Raw genomic sequence first — 23510 nt, 5'->3', positions numbered from 1 at the left:
TCATAAAAACCTGTCGTCCCGTGCCGTCCTGGTTTAAGCTGGCAGCTGCCGTGGACGCGCGTCGCGCGGCGCTCAGGCGGCCACATGTGTGGTGAAATCGGCGATCGCCGATTTATACCGAGAATGTACACCCGCTATTGTAGGATTGTCATGCCACTCAGATCAGCGTTGTGCGCTGGACCGCACAGACGGCAAGCGGGTGAACGGGTATTAATAGTGAAATGTTACTTAGGTGGGAGTGCTAATTGTCCGCACGTATCCTGATTATTGAAGATAACGCCACCAATATGGAATTGATGGTGTATTTGTTGCGCGCCTTCGGCTACACGCCGCTGGCCGCCTATGATGGCGAAGAGGGTGTGCGCATGGCGCGCAGCGAAGTGCCCGACCTGATCATCTGCGATGTCCATCTGCCCAAGCTCGACGGCTATGGCGTGGTGGCCGAACTGAAGAAGGACCCCTTGCTGAGCAAGATTCCCGCGCTGGCCGTCACCGCGCTGGCCATGGTGGGCGACCGCGAGCGCCTGCTCGAAGCCGGTTTCAACGGCTATATCGGCAAGCCGATCGAACCGGACCTGTTCGTGGCGGAGCTGGAATCTTTTTTACCCGGGGCGCCGTCGACGCCAGTTAAAAACGACATCTCCACTATCCTGATCGTCGATGATCATGTGCTCAACCGCGAGTTCCTGACAGCGCTGCTCGGCTACAGCGGCCATCGCCTGCTGGAAGCGGCCAATGGCGCCGAGGGCCTCGACATCATGCGTACCGAGCGGCCCGACCTGATCATTTCCGACATCCTGATGCCCAATATGGATGGCTATGAATTCGTCACGCGCGTGCATGAAGACGCCGCGCTGGCCGACGTGCCCATCATCTTTTATACGGCCACCTACCGCGAGCAGGAGGCGATCTTGCTGGCGCAGGCCTGCGGCGTGCGCTGGGTGCTGCCGAAACCATCCGACCCGGAAGTGATCGTGCGCACCGTCAACGAAGCGCTGGGCCTGGTGGCGCCAGCGCCGCCGGCGGGCGCCAGGCTGCGCGCGGCCGACACGCCGGACATGGGAAAATTGTCCGGCATCGAACAACATGTCAGCGGCTATCTCGATGAACTGGAAACGAGCCGCCAGCAGATTTCCCAGTTGGCCGGCCAGGGCGAGAGCGGCGCGCCGGTGCCGGAAGACCTGGCGATCATGACGGAGCGGCTGTCGCGCTCGCTTTCCAGCCTGCAGGCGGTCAGCCTGCGCCTGACGGCCCTGATCGAGCTGGGCATGGACCTGGGCGCGGAACGCGATCCGCGCGCGCTGATCGCCGCCGGCTGCAAGGTGGCGCAAAACATCTGCGTGGCGCGTTACGCCTGCATCGGCGTGCTCGAAGAAGGCGCCGACAAGCTCAGCTATTTTTCCGCGTGCGGCACCGAAAAGAACATCGAGCAGATCGCCACCGCGCCGCGCACCGGCGTGCTGGCGCGCCTGCTGGAGCGGCAGCAACCGCACCGCGTCAATGGCCTGAAAGGCGACCCCGCCGCGCTGGGCCTGCCCGGCACGCATCCGCCCGTGCACTCCTTTCTTGGCGTGGCGATCGCCTCGCGCGAGCGCGTGCACGGCTGGCTGTACCTGGTCGACAAACTCGGTACGCACGAGTTTTCCGAAGTCGACGAGCGTGTCGCCGCCACAGTGGCTGCGCAGATCGCGGTGGCCTACGACAACCTGCTGCTGTACGACGAAATCAAGCGCCACCATGAACAGCTGACGCTCGACATGGCGGCCCGCATCCGCCTCGACGAAGACCTGCGGCGCTTTCGCCTGGCGATGGACGCCACCGCCGACGCCATCTTCCTGGTCGACCGCGCCGGCATGTGCTTTGTCGACGTCAACCAGACGGCCTGCCGCATGCTCGGCTTCGAGCGCGAAGACTTCCTGCAGGTGGGGCCGGGCGGCAGTCACGACGGCCAGCCGCAGCTCGACGAACTGTATGAAAAGCTGCTGGCCGGCGACCAGGGCGCGCAGATGGCCGAACTGCAGCTGCACCGCAAGGACGGTTCGCCCCTGGCGGTCGAAGTGCAGCGGCGCACCCTGCGCTCGGGCCTGAGCTCGATCCTGGTGGCGGTGGCGCGCGATATCACCGAGCGCAAGGAGGCCGAGCAGCGCCTGCTGAAGCTGGCCCATTTCGACACCCTCACGGGCCTGCCCAACCGCAGCCAGTTCTACGATTCGCTCACCCATGCGCTGGCGCAGGCGCAGGAACATCAATGGTCGGTGGCGGTGCTGTTTCTCGATGTCGACCGCTTCAAGAATGTCAACGACACCCTGGGCCATACCATCGGCGACGAATTGCTGCGTCAGTTCTCCAGCCGCCTGGTCGATTGCCTGCGCGTGCGCGACACCATCGGCCGCTTCGGCGGCGACGAATTTGCCGCCATCCTGATCCTGCCCGACGGCGCCCAGCATTCGGTGGCCGTGGTCGACAAGATCCGCGAAGCGATGCGCAAGCCGTTCGACCTGCAGGGCCATGAGGTGACGGTCACGGCCAGCATCGGTATCGCCGTCTGTCCCGACGACGCGCCAGATGCCGACACGCTGATCCAGTACGCCGACACGGCCATGTACCGCGCCAAGGAAGCCGGGCGCGACGCCTTCCGTTTTTTTACGGCCGAAATGAACGCCCAGTCGATGGCCCGCCTCGATATGGAAAATGCGCTGCGGCGCGCCATCGACAACCAGGAATTCGTGCTGTTCTTCCAGCCCAAGGTACACATCGTCTCGGGCCGGGTCAGCGGCGCCGAAGTGCTGATACGCTGGCGCCGGCCCGGCCACGGCATGGTGTCGCCGGCCGTGTTCATTCCACTGCTGGAGGAAACCGGCCTGATCGTGCGGGTCGGCAACTGGGTGATCGACCAGGCCTGCCGCACTATCGCCGACTGGAGTTCGAGCAGCATCGGCCCGGTGCACCTGTCGGTCAACGTGTCGGGCATCCAGTTTTTTGTCGGCGGCCTGGAAGAAGAAGTGTTGCGCGCCATCCGCAAGCACGGGATCGCGCCGGACCTGCTGGAACTGGAACTGACGGAAAGTTCATTGATGTCGAACGCCGAGGAAACCATCGCCGTGCTGCGCAACCTCAAGGCGCTGGGCGTGCAGATCTCCATCGACGATTTTGGCACCGGCTACTCCAGCCTGGCCTATCTGAAACGCTTTCCCATCGACAAGCTCAAGATCGATATCGCCTTTGTGCGCGAGGTCACCAGCAACCCCGACGACGCGGCCATCGTGCTGGCCATTATCAGCATGGCGCACAGCATGAAGCTGCAGGTGATCGCCGAGGGTGTGGAAAACGATGCGCAACTGGCGTATTTGCGCCGTCATGGCTGCGATGAAATGCAGGGCTATTATTTCAGCCGCCCGGTGGCGCAGGAAGAGTTCGAACAGATGTTGATGAAAGGAAAGCTGCTGCAGGCGCCGCGAGACGCCGGCAACGAACAGCAGCAGACGCTGCTGATCGTCGACGACGACGTCTTCATGCTCGACGTGCTGAGCGATTTTTTGGCCCAGGACGGCTACCGCATCCTGACGGCCCAGACGGCCGCCGAAGGATTCGACATCCTGGCGCGCCACCAGGTGCAGGTGATTTTGTGCGACCAGTGCATGCCGGCCATGAGCGGCACCGAATTCATGGAGCGGGTCAAGCACCTGTGCCCGGACACTTTCCGCATCATGCTGTCGGCCCATGCCGACCTGACACCGATCATGGCGGCGATCAACCGCGGCGCCGTCGACCGCTTCTATACCAAGCCGTGGAAGGGCGCTGTGCTGCGCGAAAATATCCGCGAAGGTTTTCGCCTGCATGGCCTGCTGCACGGCCCGGTGCAAGCGGCCGCCTGATCTCTCCGTTTGCTCGGTGTGCTGGCGCACCGAGCGGCGCATTCAGTTACCCGCATTTGTTTCTGGCCTCTAGAATCAACAGCAGGGCATTCCATGATACAGGAGCGGGCAATGACAAAGAAACTGAAGCACGATACCTCCGGCGCCATGCAGGCTTCGGCGCGGCAGATCTGGCAAGCCAGCCTGGGCGCGTTTGCGCTCGCGCAGGAAGAGGGCGGCCGCCTGCTGGCCAGCCTGGCCCACGATGGCGCGGCCTTGCCGCCGGCGGCGCAAGCCGCCATGCCGGGCGGCGCGGCGCACGACCGCCTGGAACAGGTCTTCGAAGAGAGGGTGGCGCGCGCGCTGGCCACCATCGGCGTGCCGACCCAGGCCGAACTGGCGGCGCTGCGCGAACAGGTGGAGCAATTGCAGCGCCAACTGGCAATGTTGTCGGCTGGCGCCGCCAGGGCCGTCAAAAAAGTGCCTGTCAAGAAAAAGGCGGCGCCGGCCGGCAAGCAGGCCAGGAAGGCGGCGTAGCCCGGCGCGCGGTGTTTCACCGGGGCTATCTTCGGTGGTATGCTTGGGGCAGAACAAAGAGAGATTGCCCGCCATGCTACAAAAAGCACCACGCCGTACCCGCGAACGCATCCTGGAATTGTCGCTGCGCCTGTTTAACGAGTTTGGTGAACCGAATATCACCACCACCGTGATTGCGGAAGAGATGAATATCTCGCCCGGCAACCTGTACTACCACTTTCGCAACAAGGACGATATTGTCAATTCGATCTTCGTCCAGTTCGAGGCGGAAATCGAACGCATACTGACCGTGCCCAGCGGCCGCCGTTCGAATATCGAGGACGTCTGGCTGTATCTGCATCTGATGTTCGAGCTGATCTGGCGCTACCGCTTCTTTTACCGCGATCTCAATGACTTGCTGTCGCGCAACCGCAAGCTGGAGCTGCACTTCAAGCTGATCCTCGCGCACAAGATCAAGGTCGCCACGCAGCTGTGCGAAGACTTGCGCAGCGAGCAGTCGCTGGTCGCGTCGGACATGGAAATCGGCGCCATGGCGACCAATATGGTGGTGGTCGCCACCTACTGGCTGTCGTATGAATACGTGCGCAATCCGCGCAAGTACAGCGAGCAGCAATCGATGTCCGATGCGCTGGCGCGCGGCTGCTACCAGGTGCTGTCGCTGATCGGCCCTTATCTGCGCGATGAGACCCATCTGCTGTTCCGTAAGCTGTCGGAACAATACCTGACTACACTGCAGGAGGATGGGCGGCTGACCGACGGCGCGATTTGAACAAGGAGACCGTGATGGCTTGGAAACAATTTCCGTACCCCGACAATGCTTATGTGTATACCCCCTTGTCGCTGGAAACATCGTGGCAGCGCCTGCATGCGGGCGATGTCGAGCCGTTCCCGGCACAGGCGGCGCTGGTGCAGGCCTGGATCGCCTACCATGCGGGCGACTTTGCGCGCGCGGCCAAGCTGGGCCTGGCCGTGGGCGTACCCGGCTATAGCGTGGCGCACAAGGCCAGCTGCATGTATGCCACCCACCTGGAGCTTGACGAGGGCGCCAGGCTGGCGCTGTTCGAGGAGGTGGCCGAACGCTGCGAGCGCCAGCAGGCCGAGCAGCCGGACAATCCGGCCGGCTTTTACTGGCATGCCTTCAGCCTGGGACGCTATGCGCTCGGTATTTCCGTGGTCAAGGCGCTGGCGCAGGGCATGGGCGCCAAGGTGCGTAACAGCCTGAACCGTACCGTGACCCTGGCGCCGCTGCATGCCGATGCCCATATCGCCTTCGGCATCTACCACACGGAAATTATCGACAAGGTGGGCGCCCTGATCGGTGGCCTCAGCTATGGCGCCAACAAGGACGACGGCTTCCAGCACTTCAGGACGGCGCTGGCCCTGAATCCGGCTTCGGCGTCGGCGCGCAGCGAATATGCGCGCGCCTTGATCATGCTCGAAGGAAATAAAAAACTGGCCGAAGCGATGGCCTTGTACGAACAGGCCGCCGAATGCGTGGCGGTCGATGCGAAGGAGCGCCTCGAAGTCGAGGCTGCTATTGATGAACTGAAGAAATAGAGGGTCCTGTGATCAAGGCTTTATGTGTGTACTGTGGCGCCAATGCTGGCGTCACACCCCAATATGCGGTGGCCGCGCGCGAACTGGCGCGCGTGCTGGTGTCGGAAAATATCGCGCTCGTGTATGGCGGTGGCAATGTGGGCCTGATGGGCGTGATCGCCGATGAAGTGCTGCGCCTGGGCGGCGAGGTGACGGGCGTGATCCCGACCGCGCTGGTCGAACGTGAAGTGGGCCACACCGGCCTGACGCGCCAGTTCGTGGTCAAGGACATGCATGAACGCAAGGCCATGATGGCCAGCCTGTCCGATGCCTTTATCGCCATGCCGGGTGGCTACGGCACCCTGGAAGAACTGTTTGAAATGCTGACCTGGGCCCAGCTGGGCATCCATGCCAAGCCGATCGGCCTGCTCAATGTCGACCATTTTTATGACGGTTTGATCAGCTTTGTGCAAAACGGCCGCGAGCAAGGGTTTGTGCGTCCGCAGCATGCGGCTTTCCTCAATGCCGGCGCCGATCCGGCGGCGCTGGTGCAGCGCCTGAAAGACTGCGCGCCCTGACCCTGTCATCTTGTTGCTCGACGAGCCATGCGCCATGGGGTGTATGGCTTTTTTATTTCCAGACGAGAAAACCAATCGATAGTGGCGATATGATTAATATATTTATGGTTACAAAATAGTCACAAAGGCATGTCTTTTTAAAATCAAAGATGATTTTTCGACATGGATATGTTCTACTGATGATGTCAACGCAGGCCATGCCGGGAAAATTGCGGAAGGTCTTGCAGGCACCCAAAAAATGGCCCGACTTTCCCTGAAGTCGGCCACCACCCTGCCGCTTCAACCTGGAGGACCCATCTTGAAAACCATGACTATCTTGCGTACCGCGGCCATTGCCGCCATGTTCGCCGCCAGCGCCGCCCAGGCGCAGCAAACTGTAATCAACTTCAACGCACTGGAGCAACCTGGCATCCTGGGTACCGTGATTGACTCCTACAGCGAAGCGGGCTACAACTTCGACAATAGCCTGTGGTATGGCCTGCATTCGGCCCACCAGGACAGTTTTGCCTATGCCGGTTCGGCCGGCCTGGGCGCCACCGCCCTGACCACCACCACCCTGACGCGCGCCGACGGCGCCGCCTTTTCGCTCGACAAGATCAGCCTGGCCGACTATGTCAGCGTGCTGCCGGGTTCGTATGACGTGACCTTTGTCGGCACCAAGGCTGGCGGCGGCACCGTCAGCCAGACTTTCACGGTGGGCGACAGCCACAGCTTCAGCGACTACACGTTTACCGGCTTCAGCAACCTGGTATCGGCCTCGTGGAAGGAAGGCTTGCTGCACACCTACCAGGTCGACAATATCGGCGCCAACGTCAGCGCCGTGCCCGAACCTGGCACCTACGCCATGCTGCTGGCCGGCCTGGGCCTGCTGGGTTTTATGCGCCGGCGCAGGAACGCGGCCTGAGTCGCCGCAACGCCATGAAAAAGCCGCTGAGTGCGGCTTTTTTCATGACCACAAGCGCTGGCCGGAAAGATCGAGCTGGGTCAGGTACAGGCGTACGTCGAATTCATACTGGTGGTATTGCGGCTCCATGTACGTACACAGCTTGTAGAAGGCCTTGTCGTGCTGTTTTTCCTTCACGTGCGCCAGTTCGTGCACGGCGATCATGCGCAAGAATTCCAGCGGCACTTCCTTGAACATGGTGGCCACGCGGATTTCATGCTTGGCTTTCAGCTTGCCGCCTTGTACCCTGGAAATCGAGGTATGCAGGCCCAGCGCATGCTGGATCACGTGGATCTTGCTGTCGAAGGCCACCTTGTTGATCGGTTCGGCGTTGCGCAGGAATTCGTTCTTCAGCTCTTGCACATACTGGTACAGCGCCTTGTCGTTGCGCACGTCGTGCGCCTGCGGATAGCGTTTTTTCAGCACCTCGCCCAGCTTGTCCTGGGCGATCAGTTGCTGTACTTGCGATTGGGTTTGCTCGGAATAAGCGCTCAGGTATTTCAGGACAGGCATCAAGGGCAGGCAATGGGTCGGTCGAGGCGAGAATGTACCACACTGCGCCTGCTGCCACAGCGATGGCCATGCCCGCCTCAGGCGGTGCCGCGACGTTGCCAGGCCCCGGCAGCGGCTCAGGCGTCGTCTTCGTCCTTGCCTTGCCGGTTGGCTTTCTGCGCGCTCTTGCTGCGACCGTCGCCATCTCGGTTGGCCGATTGACGGCTTTCGCCGCCTTTACGGCCGATCTCGGCCATGTGCTCGCGGTTGCGGCTGACGGCCTCGCCCCCTTTTTGTCCGGCCCGGCGTGCTTCTTCCGAATCGAATTCGTGGGCCGTGCCTTTCTGGTGCGCGGCCTGGCCGCCCTTGCTGGCGATTTCGCGCTGCTGGGCTTCGCTCATGGCGGCGAAGCCCCGCTTGCCACTGCCTTTCTGGCTGGCCTGGCCTTCGCTTTTCTGGCTGCTGCCAGCGCTCTTGCCTTGCTCGTTGCCTTGGTCACTGCCTTGGTTGGTAGCCATGCTGTTCTCCTTGCTGTCGGTGTTTGCGGTAGTGGGGAATGGGGGCGACTCAGTGAGCCTGGGCATGTTCTTGCCGGCTGGCGCCGTCGCTGTGGGCGCCTGCATGCATCTTGTCCATCATGTCGCGCTGGCGCTGCGTGGCTTTTTCAGTTTCTTCGGCCGTCTTGCGCACCAGCTCGTCGGCAAAGGCGATGGCCGTGCGGCTCGCTTCGGGCAGATGGGCTTCGGCCGTCCGGTTCATTTCGACATTGGCGTCGGCCATCAGGTGGCTCAGTTGCTGCTGGTAGTGGCGCAGCTTGTCGGCGCGTGGCTGCACCTGGCCGGCCGCGGCCGACATCGCTTCGCTGCCGCCGCGTGCCGCCAGGATGCGGTGGTTGGTGCTGGCCATTTCCTCGAGCATGTCTTGCGCCAGGCGCATGTTCAGTTCGTTGACGCGCATGGCCGTGTCGAACATCTTGCGCGAAAGTTCGGTGACAAAGGTGAGCTGTACGTCCAGGTGGGCTTGCAGGGCGGGGCTGATACTGTTTGTGAACATGTTCTACCTCAATAAAGACTGGTTCGGGAAACATCCGGCGGATCCGGATGCGCGTTCGGATCAAGCAAAGAGATAGACGCCGCGAATGGCGGCAGGTTCCATGCGGGCGTCATGTTTTCGGCGCAGCAGGCCACCGGATACCTGAAAAAATCGTGGGATTTGCGGCAGATCAACGGACATGCCGATCATGGCCCGGCTGGAAAATGCTGAGAAAGTAGCGCGGCCGTGCGACAATACCGGCCTCGCGGCAGTGCGGCCCAATGCCGTTTGCCACGGCTTTCGCGAATTGTCGCGAAGGTTCATCGACTACTTACAGACCTGCTTCTTCGCGACCATGACGCATCCCGAATACATCCTGACCCTGTCCTGCCTGGACCAGCGCGGCATCGTGCATCGCGTGTCCGGCTTCCTGGCCGACCATGGCTGCAACATCATCGATTCGGCCCAGTTCGGCGACCAGGAGTCGCAACTGTTCTTCATGCGCGTGCATTTCGCGCTGGAAGACCCGGCCATCAGCGACAGCGTGCTGCGCGCCGATTTCGCGGCCCTGTCGCAAGCCATGCAGCTCAATGGGCAATTGCATGACGCACACGCCAAGCCGCGCGTGATGCTGATGGTGTCGAAGATCGGCCATTGCCTCAACGACCTGCTGTTCCGCTACAAGAGCGGGCTGCTGAACGTGGAAATTCCCGCCATCGTGTCGAATCACAGGGAGTTCTACCAGCTGGCGGCCAGCTACAATATTCCGTTCCACCACCTGCCCCTGGCCACCGGCGCGCCGGAGTCGGCCAAGCTGGCGCAGGAAGCGAAAATCATCGAGCTGCTCGACACCCACCAGATCGACCTGGTGGTGCTGGCGCGCTACATGCAGATATTGTCGCCCGGCCTGTGCCAGGCGCTCGATGGCCGCGCCATCAATATCCACCATTCCTTCCTGCCCAGCTTCAAGGGCGCCAAGCCGTACGCCCAGGCGCATCACCGCGGCGTCAAGCTGATCGGTGCGACAGCCCATTTCGTCACCGGCGACCTGGACGAAGGACCGATCATCGAGCAGGACGTCGAGCGGGTCGACCATGCGATGGATGCGGAAACGCTGACGGCCATCGGCCGCGACGTCGAATGCGTGGTGCTGGCGCGCGCCGTGAAATGGTTCGTGGAACACCGCATTTTGAAAAATGGCAACAAGACCGTCGTCTTCCGCTGATCTCCAACTTTCCTGACCCAGACACAATGGCACTCAAAGCAACAATCTTCAAAGCCGATCTGCAGATCGCCGACATGGACCGCAATTATTACCAGGGCCATGCGCTGACCCTGGCCCGCCACCCGTCGGAGACCGACGAGCGCATGATGGTACGCCTGCTGGCGTTCGCCATCCACGCCGACGAGGCGCTCACTTTCACCAAGGGCCTGTTCGATACCGAAGAGCCTGACTTGTGGCAGAAGGACCTGACGGGCGCGATCCAGCTGTGGATCGAAGTGGGCCAGCCCGACGAAAAGCGCATCCTGAAGGCCTGCGGGCGTTCGGAGCAGGTGATCGTCTACAGCTATGGCGCAACCAGCCATATCTGGTGGAAACAGATCGCCAACAAGCTGGAACGGGCGAAAAACCTGACCGTGATCAACCTGCCGTCGGAGGCGGCGCAGGACATGAGCAAGCTGGCCCAGCGCAACATGCAGCTGCAGTGCACGATCCAGGATGGCCAGATCTGGCTGACCGACAGCGTCAATACGGTGCTGATCGACCGTGAGCCGGTCAAGCCTGTACGCTGATGCTGCTGGCCCGCCACAAGACAAAAGCCCGCAGCGATGCGGGCTTTTGTCTTAATTGGGGGCCACCCCCAGGCGCTTGACGCTGCTCGAGCGCTGCATGCTGCGGCTGATCTGCGGGTCGCCGTAGTAGCTGACCTCGCCCGAGCCGCCGATGCTGATGGTCAGGTGTTCTTTTGCCCACACTTCGGCCTCGCCCGAGCCGCCGATGCTCACTTGCACCGCTTTGGCTGCCAGCCGGCCGGCGTCGATATTGCCCGAGCCGCCGATCGAGGCCGTCAGTTGTTGCGTCTTGCCGCCGGCGCTGAAGTTGCCGCTGCCGCCAATGGCCACCGAGACCAGGCGTGCGTCGAGCTGGCCTGCATGGATCGAGCCGGAGCCGCCGACGTCGAAGCGCAGTGCTTCACCGGACAGGCCGCTGGCGTTGATGGTGCCCGAGCCACCGACGCTGACGCGCTCGACCTGGCGCGCCTGGACCACGATGGTCAGGGCTGTCTGGCGCAAATTGCTGTTACGTCTGGACTGGCGGATGCGCAAGGTGCCGTTTTCCACCACCGTCTCGATCAGCGGCAGCAGATTGTCATCGGTTTCGATGGTGACGCTGTCGGTGTTGCCGATACGCAGTTCCACCGTGCCCGGCACATTCAGGGCCACGCCGTTGAAACGGCCCACCTCGCGCTGCTGCTTTTGCAGCTTGCCGCTGCCCTTGATGCTGCCGCCGGCAATCCAGTCCATTGGCGAAGCCAGGGCGGGGGCGGCAGGTGCGGCCAGGGCAAGGACGCTGGCGGCCAGCAGCAGGGCGGTACGGGGGCGGCGCAATGGGAAGAAACTCGATGGCATGGCGATTCCTGGTTCAATGGAGATGGCTGCATGGTAAGCCGGCTGGCGCATCTGGCCCAGCCGCATGCGACAGGCTGCGCCGTGGCGGGCACAGAATGCAGGCTGTGGCGACAAGATAGCATGAGGTATCATGCCGGTATTACATATGGAACGAGCACTGGAACGACATGTTGATTATCACCATCAAACAAGGCAAGGAAAAGAGCTTGCTGGGCCAATCGTGGATTTACGCTTCGGCGATCGACAAGGTCGAAGGCAAGCCACAGGAAAAAATGAAGCCGGGCTCCACCGCCATCGTGCAAAGCTCGTCCCGGCAATTCATTGCCCGCGCCGCCTACAACTCCAAGTCGCAGATCCGCGCGCGCATCTGGAGCTTCAGGGAGGACGAACCGGTTGACCATGCGCTGATCAAGCGCCGGGTCAAGGCGGCGATTGAAAAGCGCTTGCCTGCCATCAAGAAAGCCGGCGAGAACCAACTGCTGACCCTGATCAAGGGCGAGGACGAGGGCTTGCCAGGCCTGGTGGTGCAGCTGTTCGGCGGCGTGCAAGGCTACCTGATCTGCGAATTCAACGCCGGCGGCGTCGACGCGTGGAAAGTGGCCATCGTGCAATCGCTGATGGCCTCCACCGGCTGCCCGAATGTCTACGAGCGCTGCGACGAACTGCTGCGCAAGGGCGAAGGCTTGCCCTTGATCGACGGCGCGCTGGCCGGCGAGGAGCCGCCCGATGAAGTCATGCTGACCGACAACGGCGTGCGCTATGCGCTCGATCTGAAGACCGGGCACAAAAGCAAGTTTCGTTAATTTGTCGGCACAGTGGTGGTGTCGGATTACGGCGCTTCGCACCTCGGCGGCCCCACCTAATCCGACCTACTCCAGCGGCACGCTGCGGTACTTGTTGACCTCCAGCGCCGTCACTGCCGGCGCATCATTGCCCCAGCTGGCCCGCACATGGCTGACCACGGCCGCCACTTCCCCGTCGTTCAATACCGGACCATACGGCGGCATGCCGTACGGGCGCGGATTGCCGGCCGTGCCGGGCGCAAAGCCGCCGTTGAGCACGATGCGAATCGCGTTCACGGGCGAGTCTGTCAATATGGCGCGGTTGCCGGCCAGCGGTGGATAGCCGGGCGGCACGCCCTTGCCATCGGCCTGGTGGCAGCTGGCGCAATGGGTGTCATACAGCCTGGCGCCCTGCGCCAGTTGCGCGGTGGCCGCCTCGGACGTGTCGCGCGGCGCCGTTTGCACCGGTGGCCGTGTATCGGGCAGGCTTTTCAGGTAAACCGCCATCGCCCGCACATCGGCCACTTCCAGATGCTGCAGGCTCTGCCGCACCACCTCGGCCATCGGCCCGAACACGGTGGCGCGCGGCGACACGCCGGTGTGCAGCAGCTGCACGATATGTTCGGTGTCCCAGTCGCCCAGGCCCGCTTCCGCGTTCGAGGTCAGCGACGGCGCATACCAGCCCAGCATGGGGATCAGGCCGCCAGACAGGCCCTCTTCGCTGCCGCCCAAGGTAGTGCGGCTGCTGTGGCAGGCGCTGCAGTGGCCCAGGCCCTGCACCAGGTAGGCGCCGCGGTTCCACTCCACGCTGCGCGCCGGGTCGTCCTGGTGGACGGCCGGCTTGAAATACAGCGCGCGCCAGGCCGCCAGCGCGATCTGCTGGTTGTAGGGGAAGCGCAAGGTGTGCGCAAGATTGGCCTGCCGCTGCGGCGGCACGCTCTGCAAATAGGCGTAGAGGGCGTCGCTGTCCTCGCGCCGCACCCTGGTGTAACTGGTGTAGGGAAAAGCCGGATACAGCAGGCGGCCGTCTTTCGACTTGCCGTTGTGCATGGCGCGCCAGAAATCGTCGGCACTCCAGGCACCGATGCCAGTCATCTTGTCCGGCGTGATATTGGGCGAGATCACATTGCCGAACGGCGTGGCCAGCGCGCGTCCGCCCGCATATTGCGCGCCGCCACGGGTGGTGTGGCAGGCCATGCAGTCGCCGGCCCTGGCCAGGTAGGCGCCGCGCGCCACCAGCTGCTCCTGGCTCAGCTTGCCCGGTTTTGCCGGCGGACCGATATCGTCGGCCGGCCACAGCAATACTTTCGCGCCCACGCCCGCGATCAACAGCGCGGCCAGTGCGATCAGCGATTTCTTCATGGCGCCACCTTGTCCGCGGAGCCCGGCACGCTGCCGCAGTGCAGCGGCAAGGGCAGGGCGATGCTGTCCGCCGGGCGCGCACCCGCGTCGGCTGCCTGCGTGCCCAGCCAGGCGGACACGGCGCCGACATCGGCGTCGGACAGCTTTTCGGCAATCACCGCCATGCAGTCTGGCGCCTGGGCGCGGCGCACGCCGTTTTTCCAGGCGCCGAACTGGGCGTTGATATAGTCGCGCGGCAAGCCCAGCAAGCCTGGAATGGCGGGCGCCACGCCAGCGAGCTGCTGGCCATGGCAGGCGATGCAGGCCGGGATTTTTTTTGCGCTGTCGCCGGCAAGCACCAGCTGCCTGCCGCGCGCCAGGGCGGCCGTGCCGGCATTGCTGGGCTGGGCAGGCGGCGGGGCAGGGTGTTGCTGCGAAAAATGGTCGGCGATTTCCTTCAGGTAGGCGTCGGGCAGATGCTCGACCATATAGGTCATCATCGGGTAGCGGCGCCGGCCGTCGCGGAAATTGACCAGCTGGTTGTACAGGTAGCCCGCGGGCTTGCCGGCGATGCGTGGGAAGAAGGCGTCGTGGCGTTCCTCCTGCGCATGGCAGGCGGTGCAGGCCTTGATGCGCTGGTCCAGCGTATCGGGTATCAGCGCGGGCGCAGTGGCGGCCTGCGCCATGCCGCCAGCCGTGCCCGCCAGCGCCAGCAACAGCCTTGAAAGAGATCGCCGCATGCTCCCCACCCCCTATGTGCTCGATGAATTGCCTAGCATATACCGGGGCTGGACATGGCGATAGTATCAATTGTGCTTGAATGCCATGGCGAGAACCCTGCGCGGCGGCAGAAGTCTAACAAACGGGCGGCAAAAGTAATGGCAAAAACAGCTGTCAAAAGCACCCGTGCACTGTTCCAATAAGCAATATTGCTGCTATATTGATGGATCCACAACTATGAATGGGAATGGCAATGGATAGCTCGCAAGGTGACGTGATTCAGAAGCAGGATACAACGCTGGGCATCCTGTCCCATATCGCCGGTTTGTTTACCAGCTGGGTGGGGCCGCTGATCATTTTTCTGATCAAGAAGGGCAGTGGGGATAAATTTTCAACCGACAATGCGCGCGAGGCGCTGAACTTCCAGATCACCTTGCTGCTGTGGTATTTCGTGTGCTTTATCCTGTCCTTCGTGCTGATCGGCCTGTTCATGTTCTGGCTGGTCGCGCTCGGTAACCTGGTGCTGTCGATTGTTGCCGCCGTCAAGGCCAGCGAAGGCACGGTCTATCGTTATCCGTTGACGATGCGCCTGATCAACTGACCGGTGCTGCCCGCCCAGGCGGGCAGCTTAGCCGGCGGCAACGGTGCGCGGTGCTTTTTGCGGCGCCACCTTGCCGCCGGAGGCGATCCAGTGGCGGTACACGCGCAGGGCCACTTGCGCGTCGTCGGCCGCATACAGTATCTGCTTGTCGGACAGGCGCGCCGAGGCCCAGTTGGTGGTCGAGATTTTTTTTGACTTTTGCAGGTGCAGGCCGAAGAACTTGGCCACCGCCGTCTTGGCGCCGAGGTCGTTGCGCTGCCCGCCACGCAGGGCGACAGACAGGTCGAGCACGCCGGCTGGCGCGATGCCCAGCTTGTTGCGCAGGCGCTTGACGTCGTCGGACAGGCCAAAACCCACTTTCAGTGTCGTGGCTGATTCGAGGATGGCTTTGAGCTCGGCCAGCGCCGGCGTCGGCGCCGCGCCCACCTGGAACAGATAGGCGGTATCGTCGGTGGCCAGCTGAATCAGGTGCGGGCCGGTCGACGACTCTCCCTTGACGAAGGTGGGCTTCGATTCGGTATCGAAGCCGATCGCGTCCGTCGACAGCAGGGCGGCCATGGCTGCCTTTGCATCCTCGGCCGTACGCACCAGCCGCACGTCCTCGATGCGGATGCCCTGGTAGGGCGGCAAGGCGGGCGCCAGTAGCTGGAGTGGCGCAGCAGCGTTATCCATGAAACCGGATCAGCCTTTGCGCGAGAATTTCGCGGTCAGCTGATTCAGTTTTTCCAGGCGCAGGCGGTTGGCTTCTTCGGCTGCGGCCGCTTCGCGCTCGGCCTTCTTGCGGTCGGCTTCCTTTTTGAAGCGCTGCTGCAACACTTGCGTGGCGTGTTCGCGGTGGGTGGCCGTGACTTCCGCGCCGGCTTTGCCGTCGAGGTCGTAGCGCACCTTGGCTTTTTCCATCACGCGCAGATAGCGCAGCGAACCGGTGTGGATGCCCAGCGCCGTGCGCATCAGCTTGCGGTCCAGGTCCGGCAGGCGCGCCAGGATCTGCTTGTCGATACCGATCGACAAGGGCAGGCAATCGCGGAACGGTGGGAATTGCTCCTGGAACTGCTTGAGCAGCGCGCGCGCCGTCAGGCCGGCCGGCGCCGGTGCGGCAGCTGGCGCCGCGGTTGCGGCTTCGGCTGCAGGCGCAGATGCTGCTGCGTCCGCTTGCGTGTCAGGAGTGGTGGCTTGCTGGTCTGGCGTGGAGCTGGTCATCGACATCATGGGGGTTAGGCTATAAAAGGCGAGCATAGCACGCGCCACAGGCGAGTGCATTGTCTTTTTTGGCAACTTGACACGCATTTGTCCTGCATCGCAGTAATGAAGTCAGGCGCAAAAACCATGAAATGTGTATAATGTCGGCTTGCGCTGATGACTGCACCGTGTTTTTGACGGGGCAAATCAGATGTACAGGGGATCAGAGCAGTGCCTGGCGGCCTTGATATTCCGATGACAGACAGCAGATAGCATGCTTGTCCTATTCAGATGATCGGCATTCATCCATGATCTTGCTCTCCGCTGTGTCTTCACTGAACAACAACAAGCCCGTTCTGGTACGGGCTTTTTTTCATTCCGCAATGTACATCGCTTGTTTATCTGACCCGGCTTCGGCCTCGCCGCTCCTGCAGGATGCGCGGGCTTTGAACGTTCCGATCAACAGGCGCCGCTGCCGTTAGAGGGCAGCCGCAACAATACGCTCCATCGAGTCCGGTTTCGCAGGCTTAGGTGGAATCATTCACTTCGCGCCGACACCATCTGGTCTCGCATTAAGAGATATCTCATGAAGAATACGCCAAAAACTTTAACGTTGTCCGCCAAGGCGCCACGCCCGGCTTCCGCGCAATTAGCCGTTCCGAAAACGACTCTATCTTACTTCATCGATAATGCGCAAGCGAATCCGGAAGCGACCGTGGTCACGCCAACCGTCGTGACGGTGGTCAAGAAGAGCCGTTCGCGCCTGGCCGCCGTGCCGCCGCACGAGCTGGCCGTGGAAGCGCCAGTGGCAGCCGCGCTGCCAGCCGAAGTGGACGCTACCGCTGATGCTGCCGAGGTGGCCGACGCTGCGCCGGCCAAAGTGCCGAGTGTCAAGCTCGCGCCCGCCGTGAAAGTGGCTGCCGCGCCACGCAAGGTCAGCGAAAGCGCCGCCACCAACAAGGTCGTCACCGCCGCCCGCAGCAAGGTCGTGCGCGCCAAGGTCGAAGCGGCGCCGGTGACCATCATCAGCGGCACCCAGACGGTCAGCAAGACCACCGACGCCGACGCCCTGGCCGCCATCGATACCTCGAACTACTTCCTGCCGACGGTCAAGGTGCCGGGCCGCCGTGGCCGCAAACCGAGCGAGTTCACGCCGGAAAACGACGAGGTGGCGGCACTGAACGCGGTCGAACGCGCCGAACTGAAGGCCGTCTCGAAAGCGCGCGACCGCAAGGCCAAGGGTGGCGTGGCCGATGCGCTGGGCGATCCGGAAGCGTCGGCGGCGGATCTGGAACGCCGCCGCAAGCAGATCACCGGCCTGATCAACATGGGCAAGGAACGCGGTTTCCTGACGTATGCCGAGATCAATGACCAACTGCCGGAAAACATCATCGATCCGGAAGCGATCGAAGGCATCATCGCCACCTTCAACGACATGGGCATCGCCGTCTACGAGCGCGCCCCTGATGCGGAAAGTCTGTTGTTGACCGACAACGTCGCCACCGTCACCAGCGACGATGAAGTCGAGGCCGCTGCGGCCACCGCGCTGTCGACGGTCGACTCCGACTTCGGCCGCACCACCGACCCGGTGCGCATGTATATGCGTGAAATGGGCGCCGTGGCGCTGCTGACGCGCGAAGGCGAGATCGAGATCGCCAAGCGTATCGAAGGCGGCCTGAAAGACATGATCCAGGCCATTTCCGCCTGCCCGACCACCATCGGCGAAATCGTCGCCCTGTCGCAAAAGATTGCGCGCGACGAAATCAAGGTCGATGAGGTGGTCGACGGTTTTGTCGACCTGAACGAAAGCAACGCCCCGGCGCCAGCTGCCGTGGTGGTGCCGGCCGCCGCCAATGGCGACGACGAGGAAGAGGAAGAAGAAGCGGAAGAAGAAGACGGCGACGCCAATGGCGGCGCGGCCGGTTTCTCGAGCGAACAGCTGGCGCAACTGAAAAAGAACGCGCTGGAGAAATTCAACGTCATCTCGACCCAGTACGAAAAGATGCGCAAGGCGCCCGAGGGCTACAACTCGAAAGTCTACGTCAAGGCGCAGGAAGCGATTTCGCAGGAACTGCTGGGCATCCGCTTTACCGCCAAGGTGGTCGAGAAGCTGTGCGACACCCTGCGCGGCCAGATGGAAGAAGTGCGCCATATCGAGCGCGCCGTGCTGGAACTGTGCGTGAACAAATGCGGCATGCCGCGCGCCCACTTCATCAAGGTGTTCCCGGGCAACGAGACGGACCTGGAATGGGTCGACCGCGAAGTCGATTGCAAGTATCCGTACAGCGCCATCCTGAGCCGTAACGTGCCGGCCGTGAAAGAGCTGCAAAAGAAAATGATCGACTTGCAGGCACGCGTGGCCCTGCCGCTGGCCGACCTGCGCAAGATCAACAAGCAGATGGCCGCCGGCGAAAAGCGCGCGCGCCACGCGAAACGTGAAATGACGGTCGCCAACTTGCGCCTGGTAATTTCGATCGCCAAGAAATACATCAACCGCGGCCTGCAATTCCTCGACCTGATCCAGGAAGGCAATATCGGCCTGCTGAAAGCGGTCGATAAATTCGAATACCGCCGCGGCTACAAGTTCTCGACCTATGCCACCTGGTGGATACGCCAGGCCATCACGCGTTCGATCGCCGACATGGCCCGCACCATCCGCGTGCCGGTGCACATGATCGAAACGATCAACAAGATGAACCGCATCTCGCGCCAGATCATGCAGGAAACCGGCAGCGAGCCGGACCTGGCGACCCTGGCCGTCAAGATGGAAATGCCGGAAAACAAGGTGCGCGAAATCATGAAGATCGCCAAGGAGCCGATTTCGATGGAAACGCCGATGGGCGAAGATGGCGATTCGCAGCTGGGCGACTTTATTGAAGACAACACCACCCTGGCGCCGCTGGACGCCGCGCTGCACGCCTCGATGCGCAACGTGATCAAGGAAGTGCTCGATTCGCTGACGCCGCGCGAAGCGAAAGTGCTGCGCATGCGTTACGGCGTGGAAATGTCGAACGACCACACGCTGGAAGAAGTGGGCAAGCAGTTCGACGTCACGCGCGAACGGATCCGCCAGATCGAAGCGAAGGCCATGAGCAAGCTGCGCCAGCCGTCGCGCTCGGACAAGCTGAAAACCTTCCTGACGCAGAACTAAGAGGCAGGCAAGCAAATAAAAGGGGAGGCCAGATGGCCTCCCTTTTTTTCGCCTCGACAAGATCAAACCGCTATTTCTGCCACGGTGTCTGGCCGGCGGCGCTGGCTTTCGCGAACACCTGCTGTTCATAATCGAGGTAGGCGCGCAGCATGGGGCGGTAGGTCGCCTCGGCAATCTGCGGCGACAGGCCGTTCTGCTGCGCCAGTGCCATCGCCTTGCGCACCACCGCCTCGGCGCGCGCCGGCACTTCGACGTGGGTGGGGTCGGGCTTGAAGCGCGCCGCCTCGTGGACATAGCGGCCGCGCTCGGCCATCAGGCGCACGATTTCTGCGTCGATGCGGTCGATATGGCCGCGCACTTCGTCAATGCTCTGGCAGCAGGCGCCGTTGCCAACGGTGGGGCTGCCCCACGGGGCGGCTGGGGTTGCCGCCGGCGCCTGGGCTTGCGCCGTACCGGCGGCCAGAAGGAAAACAGTCATCAGGGATAATCGCATGCGTCGCTCCGGTTGGGATGAGGGCGGTTGCCGTCATCGATGGGGCGATTCTACCGGCTTTTCCAGGCCGGTCCGGCCCGTTTCTCAGCGCTGCTCGGGCAGGCTCAGCGGCAAGCGGATTTCCAGGCTGGTGCCCCGGCCGGGGCCGCTCGTGATGCCTATCGTGCCGCCCAGCGCATGCATTCTTTCGCGCATGCTTTTCAGGCCGAACGTGGCGCGCTTGCCGTCGTCGCCCGGCTGCATGCCGATGCCGTCGTCACTGATGCGCACCAGTACCTGGCTGGCGCCTTGTCCCAGGGTCACTTCAACCGTACTGGCGCGCGCGTGGCGCAGGCTGTTCGACAGCGATTCCTCGATCACGCGAAACAGTGCCGCCGTCTGGCGCCGGTCCAGTCCTTCGGCGGTATCGGGGTCGTCCAGCCGCAGGTGGTAGCGCCCGCCATCGAGGGTATTCATCTGCCGTACCAGCCATTCGACGGCCGGCACCAGGCCCAGTTCCAGGGTGCTGGGATACAGGTCGTTGATGATGGCGCGCACGGCCGCAATGCTGGCATCGATGGTGGCCAGCGCGCGCCGCGTGTGGCCTTGCAAGCGCACATGTTTTTCGCTGGCGCGCGCATGCAGCAGGCTGGCGTCGATCTTCAGCGCCATCAGGCTTTGCCCCAGGTCGTCGTGGATATCGAGCGCAATGCGGCGCCGTTCGGCTTCCTTGATGCTTTCCTGGTGGTCCGACAGTTCGCGCAGTTGCAGCAGTGACAGGCGCAGCGCCTCTTCCTTGCGCTGGGAGTCGGTAATGTCGATGTCCATGCCGATGATCATCTGCGGCTGGCCGTGCTTGTCGAACAGCGGTTTCTTGTGCGTCTGTACCTGGCGGTATTGCTGCAGCTGGGCATTCCACAGCATGTTTTCGCGCACGATCACGCGGCGCTGGGCAAACGCCTGGCGGTCTGCTTCGCGAAAACCCCGCAACTGTTCCGGCGTGTAGTAGTGCTCTTCGGTGCGGGCCGTCAGTTCATGCAGGGCCATGCCCCATTGCCGCTCGCAGGCCTGGTTCATCAGCACCACCTTCGACTCGGCTGTTTTCAGGAGCAGGGCCAGCGGCAACATGGCGATAATTTCCTGCAGCTGCGTTTCGCTGTGTACCAGCGCCTGCTCCGCCTGCCAGCGCACCGCGACCTCGCTGGCCAGTTGTGCGTTGACGTCCTGCAGCTGCGCGGTGCGCAGCGCGATGCGCTGTTCCAGGTCCGCATGGGCCGCCGCCAGTGCCTGCTGCGCCAGGTGATGGGCGGTCACATCGGTGGCCACCGTCAGCGCGCCGCACAGCCTGCCTCGCGCGTCCAGCAGTCGCTTGCCGCCCACCATGGCCCAGGCCGTGCTGCCGTCGGCGCGCCGGTATTCGAGCAGGCGCGCCGGCCCGGGCAGGTCCGTGCGCTGCAGCGGACACAGCCGCAGCAAGGTCGCCGCATCGAAAAAATCGCCGACCTGGCGCCCCACCAGCTGTTCCACGGGCAGGCCCAGCATCTCACCCATGCGCCGGTTGGCGGCAAGGATGCGGCCGCCGGCGTCGGTACGCCAGACGCCGTCCTGTATCGACTCGCCGAAATCGAGGTAGCGCGCGATGGTCGCGCGCAGTTGCCGGCGCAGCAGAAAGATAGACAGGCCTGCCAGCAGCAACACGCCGGCCATGGCGAACAGGGCGATGCTCGCCGCATGCGGCAGGTAAAACGACGGATATGCCATCGGCGCCTTCAGGTGTCTGTCCCCATGCCCGTTCAACGCTGCGAGCGGGTGAACCGGTATTGTTACCGTGCATTGTAATGCCCTGCTTGCAATGTTTTAAAAATAATTTCTGCAGTGCATCGCCCGCGCCGTTGATTGCCATGGCGCAAGAGTGCAGGGCCAGTGTTCGCTTACAATCGATAGCGATTTATAAATCCTGCTATCCTCTGGAGCGAGCTGGCTATGACGATATGGAAGGCGCATCTGCGCGCGATCACGATGCTGACACTATTTACCGGCCTGGCCGGCCCTGGCCTTGGCCATGCCGCGCCGCAAGCTGGCGTGCAAGATGCGCTGGAGCGGCCGCTGGGCTTGCATCGGGGCCAGGATTTTCGCCTGGCCGACGGCCAGTGCGCCGATTGCCCGACGATTGCGCAAGCGCTGTTTTATTTCCGTGACCAGGTGATCGCCGTGCCGCGGCCGGGCATGAGCGTATCGGGCCATTCGAATGTATTGCGCGGCAAGGACGATGTGCGCGCCTGGGCCGCCAGTGCCGAGGCAGCGCAGCTGGCCTATCCCGGCGTGGTCTGGCTCGGCGCGCCGCAACTGCTGCCGGAAGCGACGTTTTCACCGGACGGCGCCAGCCTGCGCCTGCCCGGCGGCGATCTCCTGCGATCGCGGCTGACGCCGAAAATTGCCACCAACCTGTCGTATTTCGACGCCAGTTCGCGCGCTTTCTTCGACGGCAAATCCGTGCGCGTGCGCGGCACCCTGGCGCAAGGCGACGGCGGGCAACCCAGCTACACGGCGCGCACCATCTGGCCGAACGACTTCGTGATCGACGCGACAAAGGTCGAGCCGCTAAAGGGCAAGGATGGCCTGGTCGACTATGTGCGGGCGCACGACGGCGGCGCGAAAAGCGCCTATTCGAACCAGCTGGTGTGGCAGCGCCAGCCCGGCGCGGCCGGCGATTGGCGGGGCAAGCCGGTACTGGCCGTGATGCTCAACGGCGCCCAGGGCGATGATGACGAGGCCTATGGCGGCCATTTTGCGATCGCCACCGGCACCATGGGACCGCGCGGCGAGTTTGCCGACTGGATCGTGAACAATTTTTATGGCCTCGACGCCTACGGCGAAAAGGGCATCCTGGCCGCCTCGGTGCCGATGGATAACTACCTGGCCGACCTGAACAGCGGGCAATCGTATTACCGGCCCTCGTACATGCTGGTCGCCGTGCTGAACCATGCGCGCACGGCGGTGGCCTACCAGGGCGGCGTGCAGCGCCTGTACAACCAGTATTACCGCCACGATATCGCCTACGACGGCGCGTACAACAACTGCGCTGGCCTGAGCATGGATGTGTTCGATGCGCTGGGCTGGAACATCCCGGCGCGCGGCCCCACCCACGCGCTGATGGCGCTGGCCGGCTATCCCTACAAGGCGATCAGCAAACTGAGCTTGAAGGAGGGCCGCAAGGCCTATGACTACCTGAGCGAAGAGCAGACGCGGCTGTATCCGGCGGTGGCGTTCGACGCGGCCGGGCAGGACCTGCTGCAGCTGGTCAGCGGCACGCCGGGGCGCAGCCTGACGCCGTTCGAGCAGCAGCTGCGCAGCGACGTCGAAGCGTTGATACTGGTGCGCATACCGCAATTCCCGTCGAGCCGCGCCTTTGGCTCTGCGCCGGTGTTTTCGTATGACGAATACATGGCGCGCACGCCGGCCGACCATGCTGACTGGAAGATCGTGCCGGTGCAGCCGCGGCCATTCCCGGCGGCCTTGCGCGACGGCCTGGCCAGCGAGCCGGTACGGCGCAGCCTGATGCCGTGGCCGGTGGCGCTGGCAGGCGGCAGCTTGCTGGCGCTGCTGCTGGGTGCGGGCTGGCTGGCGCGCCGGCTGTGGAAAAAACGCCGGCGCTGAAATA

General features: G+C 63.0%; 23 protein-coding genes. 12 read left to right on the top strand and 11 right to left on the bottom strand.

Annotation, left to right across the window (positions count from 1 at the left end; translation table 11 throughout):
* Positions 1–245: 245 nt before the first annotated feature.
* The 6 genes from ASR47_RS07770 (at position 246) to ASR47_RS27850 (ending at position 7409) form a co-directional block, all read left to right on the top strand.
* A complete protein-coding gene (locus tag ASR47_RS07770) occupies positions 246–3875 on the top strand; it encodes an EAL domain-containing protein (RefSeq protein ID WP_065307190.1) in 3630 nt (1209 codons plus the stop codon).
* A 111-nt stretch (positions 3876–3986) separates the two neighbouring features.
* Positions 3987–4391: a phasin family protein gene (locus ASR47_RS07765; RefSeq protein ID WP_171898911.1), complete on the top strand. Its 405-nt coding sequence runs from the start codon at positions 3987–3989 to the stop codon at positions 4389–4391.
* 73 nt (positions 4392–4464) lie between these two features.
* Positions 4465–5160 (top strand): TetR/AcrR family transcriptional regulator, encoded by a 696-nt coding sequence (locus ASR47_RS07760; protein ID WP_065307188.1) that lies wholly within the window; start codon positions 4465–4467, stop codon positions 5158–5160.
* A 14-nt stretch (positions 5161–5174) separates the two neighbouring features.
* A complete protein-coding gene (locus ASR47_RS07755) occupies positions 5175–5948 on the top strand; it encodes a tetratricopeptide repeat protein (RefSeq protein WP_065307290.1) in 774 nt (257 codons plus the stop codon).
* Between the two features lie 11 nt (positions 5949–5959).
* Positions 5960–6505, top strand: a complete 546-nt coding sequence (locus ASR47_RS07750; protein ID WP_065307289.1) for an LOG family protein — start codon at positions 5960–5962, stop codon at positions 6503–6505.
* Between the two features lie 298 nt (positions 6506–6803).
* On the top strand, positions 6804–7409 hold the full coding sequence (locus tag ASR47_RS27850) for a PEP-CTERM sorting domain-containing protein (RefSeq protein ID WP_425402722.1): 606 nt from the start codon (positions 6804–6806) through the stop codon (positions 7407–7409).
* Between the two features lie 42 nt (positions 7410–7451).
* Here ASR47_RS27850 and ASR47_RS07740 read toward each other — a convergent pair whose 3' ends face one another.
* From ASR47_RS07740 to ASR47_RS26945, 4 genes are all read right to left on the bottom strand, one after another.
* The gene (locus ASR47_RS07740; protein WP_065307288.1) at positions 7452–7961 is read right to left on the bottom strand and encodes a YgjP-like metallopeptidase domain-containing protein; all 510 of its coding nucleotides are present in this window, start codon (positions 7959–7961) and stop codon (positions 7452–7454) included.
* A 116-nt stretch (positions 7962–8077) separates the two neighbouring features.
* Entirely contained in the window at positions 8078–8458 is a 381-nt protein-coding gene (locus tag ASR47_RS07735; protein WP_065307186.1) for a KGG domain-containing protein, read from the bottom strand.
* A gap of 49 nt (positions 8459–8507) precedes the next feature.
* Positions 8508–8993 carry a phasin family protein gene (locus ASR47_RS07730; protein WP_065307185.1) on the bottom strand — a complete coding sequence of 162 codons (486 nt, stop codon included), beginning with the start codon at positions 8991–8993 and terminating at the stop codon, positions 8508–8510.
* 60 nt (positions 8994–9053) lie between these two features.
* Positions 9054–9296, bottom strand: a complete 243-nt coding sequence (locus ASR47_RS26945; RefSeq protein ID WP_150127714.1) for a hypothetical protein — start codon at positions 9294–9296, stop codon at positions 9054–9056.
* Positions 9297–9327: 31 nt separating this feature from the next.
* Between ASR47_RS26945 and purU the strand changes: the two genes are divergently transcribed.
* Both purU and ASR47_RS07720 read left to right on the top strand, forming a co-directional pair.
* Complete coding sequence (gene purU, locus ASR47_RS07725) at positions 9328–10197, top strand: formyltetrahydrofolate deformylase (protein WP_065307287.1); 870 nt, start codon at positions 9328–9330, stop codon at positions 10195–10197.
* Positions 10198–10223: 26 nt separating this feature from the next.
* A complete protein-coding gene (locus tag ASR47_RS07720) occupies positions 10224–10766 on the top strand; it encodes a YaeQ family protein (protein ID WP_065307184.1) in 543 nt (180 codons plus the stop codon).
* Positions 10767–10817: 51 nt separating this feature from the next.
* Here ASR47_RS07720 and ASR47_RS07715 read toward each other — a convergent pair whose 3' ends face one another.
* Positions 10818–11603: a head GIN domain-containing protein gene (locus tag ASR47_RS07715; protein WP_065307286.1), complete on the bottom strand. Its 786-nt coding sequence runs from the start codon at positions 11601–11603 to the stop codon at positions 10818–10820.
* 167 nt (positions 11604–11770) lie between these two features.
* Between ASR47_RS07715 and ASR47_RS07710 the strand changes: the two genes are divergently transcribed.
* Entirely contained in the window at positions 11771–12406 is a 636-nt protein-coding gene (locus ASR47_RS07710; protein ID WP_065307183.1) for a class I SAM-dependent rRNA methyltransferase, read from the top strand.
* A gap of 66 nt (positions 12407–12472) precedes the next feature.
* On the opposite strand, the gene ASR47_RS07705 is transcribed toward ASR47_RS07710, so the two are convergent.
* Positions 12473–13747 (bottom strand): c-type cytochrome, encoded by a 1275-nt coding sequence (locus tag ASR47_RS07705; RefSeq protein ID WP_065307182.1) that lies wholly within the window; start codon positions 13745–13747, stop codon positions 12473–12475.
* The gene (locus tag ASR47_RS07700) at positions 13744–14466 is read right to left on the bottom strand and encodes a c-type cytochrome (RefSeq protein ID WP_065307181.1); all 723 of its coding nucleotides are present in this window, start codon (positions 14464–14466) and stop codon (positions 13744–13746) included. The genes ASR47_RS07705 and ASR47_RS07700 overlap by 4 nt, the downstream gene beginning before the upstream one ends.
* 233 nt (positions 14467–14699) lie before the next feature.
* Between ASR47_RS07700 and ASR47_RS07695 the strand changes: the two genes are divergently transcribed.
* Positions 14700–15047 (top strand): DUF4870 domain-containing protein, encoded by a 348-nt coding sequence (locus ASR47_RS07695; protein ID WP_065307180.1) that lies wholly within the window; start codon positions 14700–14702, stop codon positions 15045–15047.
* Positions 15048–15074: 27 nt separating this feature from the next.
* Here ASR47_RS07695 and ASR47_RS07690 read toward each other — a convergent pair whose 3' ends face one another.
* Together ASR47_RS07690 and ASR47_RS07685 are read right to left on the bottom strand one after the other, a co-directional pair.
* Complete coding sequence (locus ASR47_RS07690) at positions 15075–15719, bottom strand: 3'-5' exonuclease (protein ID WP_065307179.1); 645 nt, start codon at positions 15717–15719, stop codon at positions 15075–15077.
* A gap of 9 nt (positions 15720–15728) precedes the next feature.
* The gene (locus ASR47_RS07685; RefSeq protein WP_065307178.1) at positions 15729–16247 is read right to left on the bottom strand and encodes a ProQ/FINO family protein; all 519 of its coding nucleotides are present in this window, start codon (positions 16245–16247) and stop codon (positions 15729–15731) included.
* Between the two features lie 565 nt (positions 16248–16812).
* Here ASR47_RS07685 and rpoD point away from each other — a divergent pair.
* Positions 16813–19377: an RNA polymerase sigma factor RpoD gene (gene rpoD, locus ASR47_RS07680; protein ID WP_065307177.1), complete on the top strand. Its 2565-nt coding sequence runs from the start codon at positions 16813–16815 to the stop codon at positions 19375–19377.
* Positions 19378–19447: 70 nt separating this feature from the next.
* On the opposite strand, the gene ASR47_RS07675 is transcribed toward rpoD, so the two are convergent.
* Both ASR47_RS07675 and ASR47_RS07670 read right to left on the bottom strand, forming a co-directional pair.
* Positions 19448–19870, bottom strand: a complete 423-nt coding sequence (locus ASR47_RS07675; RefSeq protein ID WP_082988803.1) for a chorismate mutase — start codon at positions 19868–19870, stop codon at positions 19448–19450.
* Positions 19871–19954: 84 nt separating this feature from the next.
* Complete coding sequence (locus ASR47_RS07670; protein ID WP_082988802.1) at positions 19955–21610, bottom strand: PAS domain-containing sensor histidine kinase; 1656 nt, start codon at positions 21608–21610, stop codon at positions 19955–19957.
* 222 nt (positions 21611–21832) lie between these two features.
* Here ASR47_RS07670 and ASR47_RS07665 point away from each other — a divergent pair, with 222 nt between their 5' ends.
* Complete coding sequence (locus ASR47_RS07665) at positions 21833–23506, top strand: hypothetical protein (RefSeq protein WP_174551159.1); 1674 nt, start codon at positions 21833–21835, stop codon at positions 23504–23506.
* The last annotated feature ends 4 nt before the right edge of the window (positions 23507–23510 follow it).

This window comes from Janthinobacterium psychrotolerans (genome assembly GCF_001677885.1).
Classification (GTDB): Bacteria; Pseudomonadota; Gammaproteobacteria; order Burkholderiales; family Burkholderiaceae_D; genus Janthinobacterium; species Janthinobacterium psychrotolerans.
This window is presented reverse-complemented; position numbering and strand designations above follow the sequence as displayed.

Excerpts from the sequence above, each read along its gene's own strand:
- ASR47_RS07765 (WP_171898911.1), top strand. The coding sequence starts at position 3,987 with ATGACAAAGAAACTGAAGCACGATACCTCCGGCGCCATGCAGGCTTCG.
- ASR47_RS07760 (WP_065307188.1), top strand. The coding sequence starts at position 4,465 with ATGCTACAAAAAGCACCACGCCGTACCCGCGAACGCATCCTGGAATTG.
- ASR47_RS07755 (WP_065307290.1), top strand. The coding sequence starts at position 5,175 with ATGGCTTGGAAACAATTTCCGTACCCCGACAATGCTTATGTGTATACC.
- ASR47_RS07740 (WP_065307288.1), bottom strand. The coding sequence starts at position 7,961 with ATGCCTGTCCTGAAATACCTGAGCGCTTATTCCGAGCAAACCCAATCG.
- ASR47_RS07735 (WP_065307186.1), bottom strand. The coding sequence starts at position 8,458 with ATGGCTACCAACCAAGGCAGTGACCAAGGCAACGAGCAAGGCAAGAGC.
- ASR47_RS07730 (WP_065307185.1), bottom strand. The coding sequence starts at position 8,993 with ATGTTCACAAACAGTATCAGCCCCGCCCTGCAAGCCCACCTGGACGTA.
- ASR47_RS26945 (WP_150127714.1), bottom strand. The coding sequence starts at position 9,296 with ATGAACCTTCGCGACAATTCGCGAAAGCCGTGGCAAACGGCATTGGGC.
- purU (WP_065307287.1), top strand. The coding sequence starts at position 9,328 with ATGACGCATCCCGAATACATCCTGACCCTGTCCTGCCTGGACCAGCGC.
- ASR47_RS07720 (WP_065307184.1), top strand. The coding sequence starts at position 10,224 with ATGGCACTCAAAGCAACAATCTTCAAAGCCGATCTGCAGATCGCCGAC.
- ASR47_RS07715 (WP_065307286.1), bottom strand. The coding sequence starts at position 11,603 with ATGCCATCGAGTTTCTTCCCATTGCGCCGCCCCCGTACCGCCCTGCTG.
- ASR47_RS07710 (WP_065307183.1), top strand. The coding sequence starts at position 11,771 with ATGTTGATTATCACCATCAAACAAGGCAAGGAAAAGAGCTTGCTGGGC.
- ASR47_RS07705 (WP_065307182.1), bottom strand. The coding sequence starts at position 13,747 with ATGAAGAAATCGCTGATCGCACTGGCCGCGCTGTTGATCGCGGGCGTG.
- ASR47_RS07700 (WP_065307181.1), bottom strand. The coding sequence starts at position 14,466 with ATGCGGCGATCTCTTTCAAGGCTGTTGCTGGCGCTGGCGGGCACGGCT.
- ASR47_RS07695 (WP_065307180.1), top strand. The coding sequence starts at position 14,700 with ATGGATAGCTCGCAAGGTGACGTGATTCAGAAGCAGGATACAACGCTG.
- ASR47_RS07690 (WP_065307179.1), bottom strand. The coding sequence starts at position 15,719 with ATGGATAACGCTGCTGCGCCACTCCAGCTACTGGCGCCCGCCTTGCCG.
- ASR47_RS07685 (WP_065307178.1), bottom strand. The coding sequence starts at position 16,247 with ATGACCAGCTCCACGCCAGACCAGCAAGCCACCACTCCTGACACGCAA.
- rpoD (WP_065307177.1), top strand. The coding sequence starts at position 16,813 with ATGAAGAATACGCCAAAAACTTTAACGTTGTCCGCCAAGGCGCCACGC.
- ASR47_RS07675 (WP_082988803.1), bottom strand. The coding sequence starts at position 19,870 with ATGCGATTATCCCTGATGACTGTTTTCCTTCTGGCCGCCGGTACGGCG.
- ASR47_RS07670 (WP_082988802.1), bottom strand. The coding sequence starts at position 21,610 with ATGGCATATCCGTCGTTTTACCTGCCGCATGCGGCGAGCATCGCCCTG.
- ASR47_RS07665 (WP_174551159.1), top strand. The coding sequence starts at position 21,833 with ATGACGATATGGAAGGCGCATCTGCGCGCGATCACGATGCTGACACTA.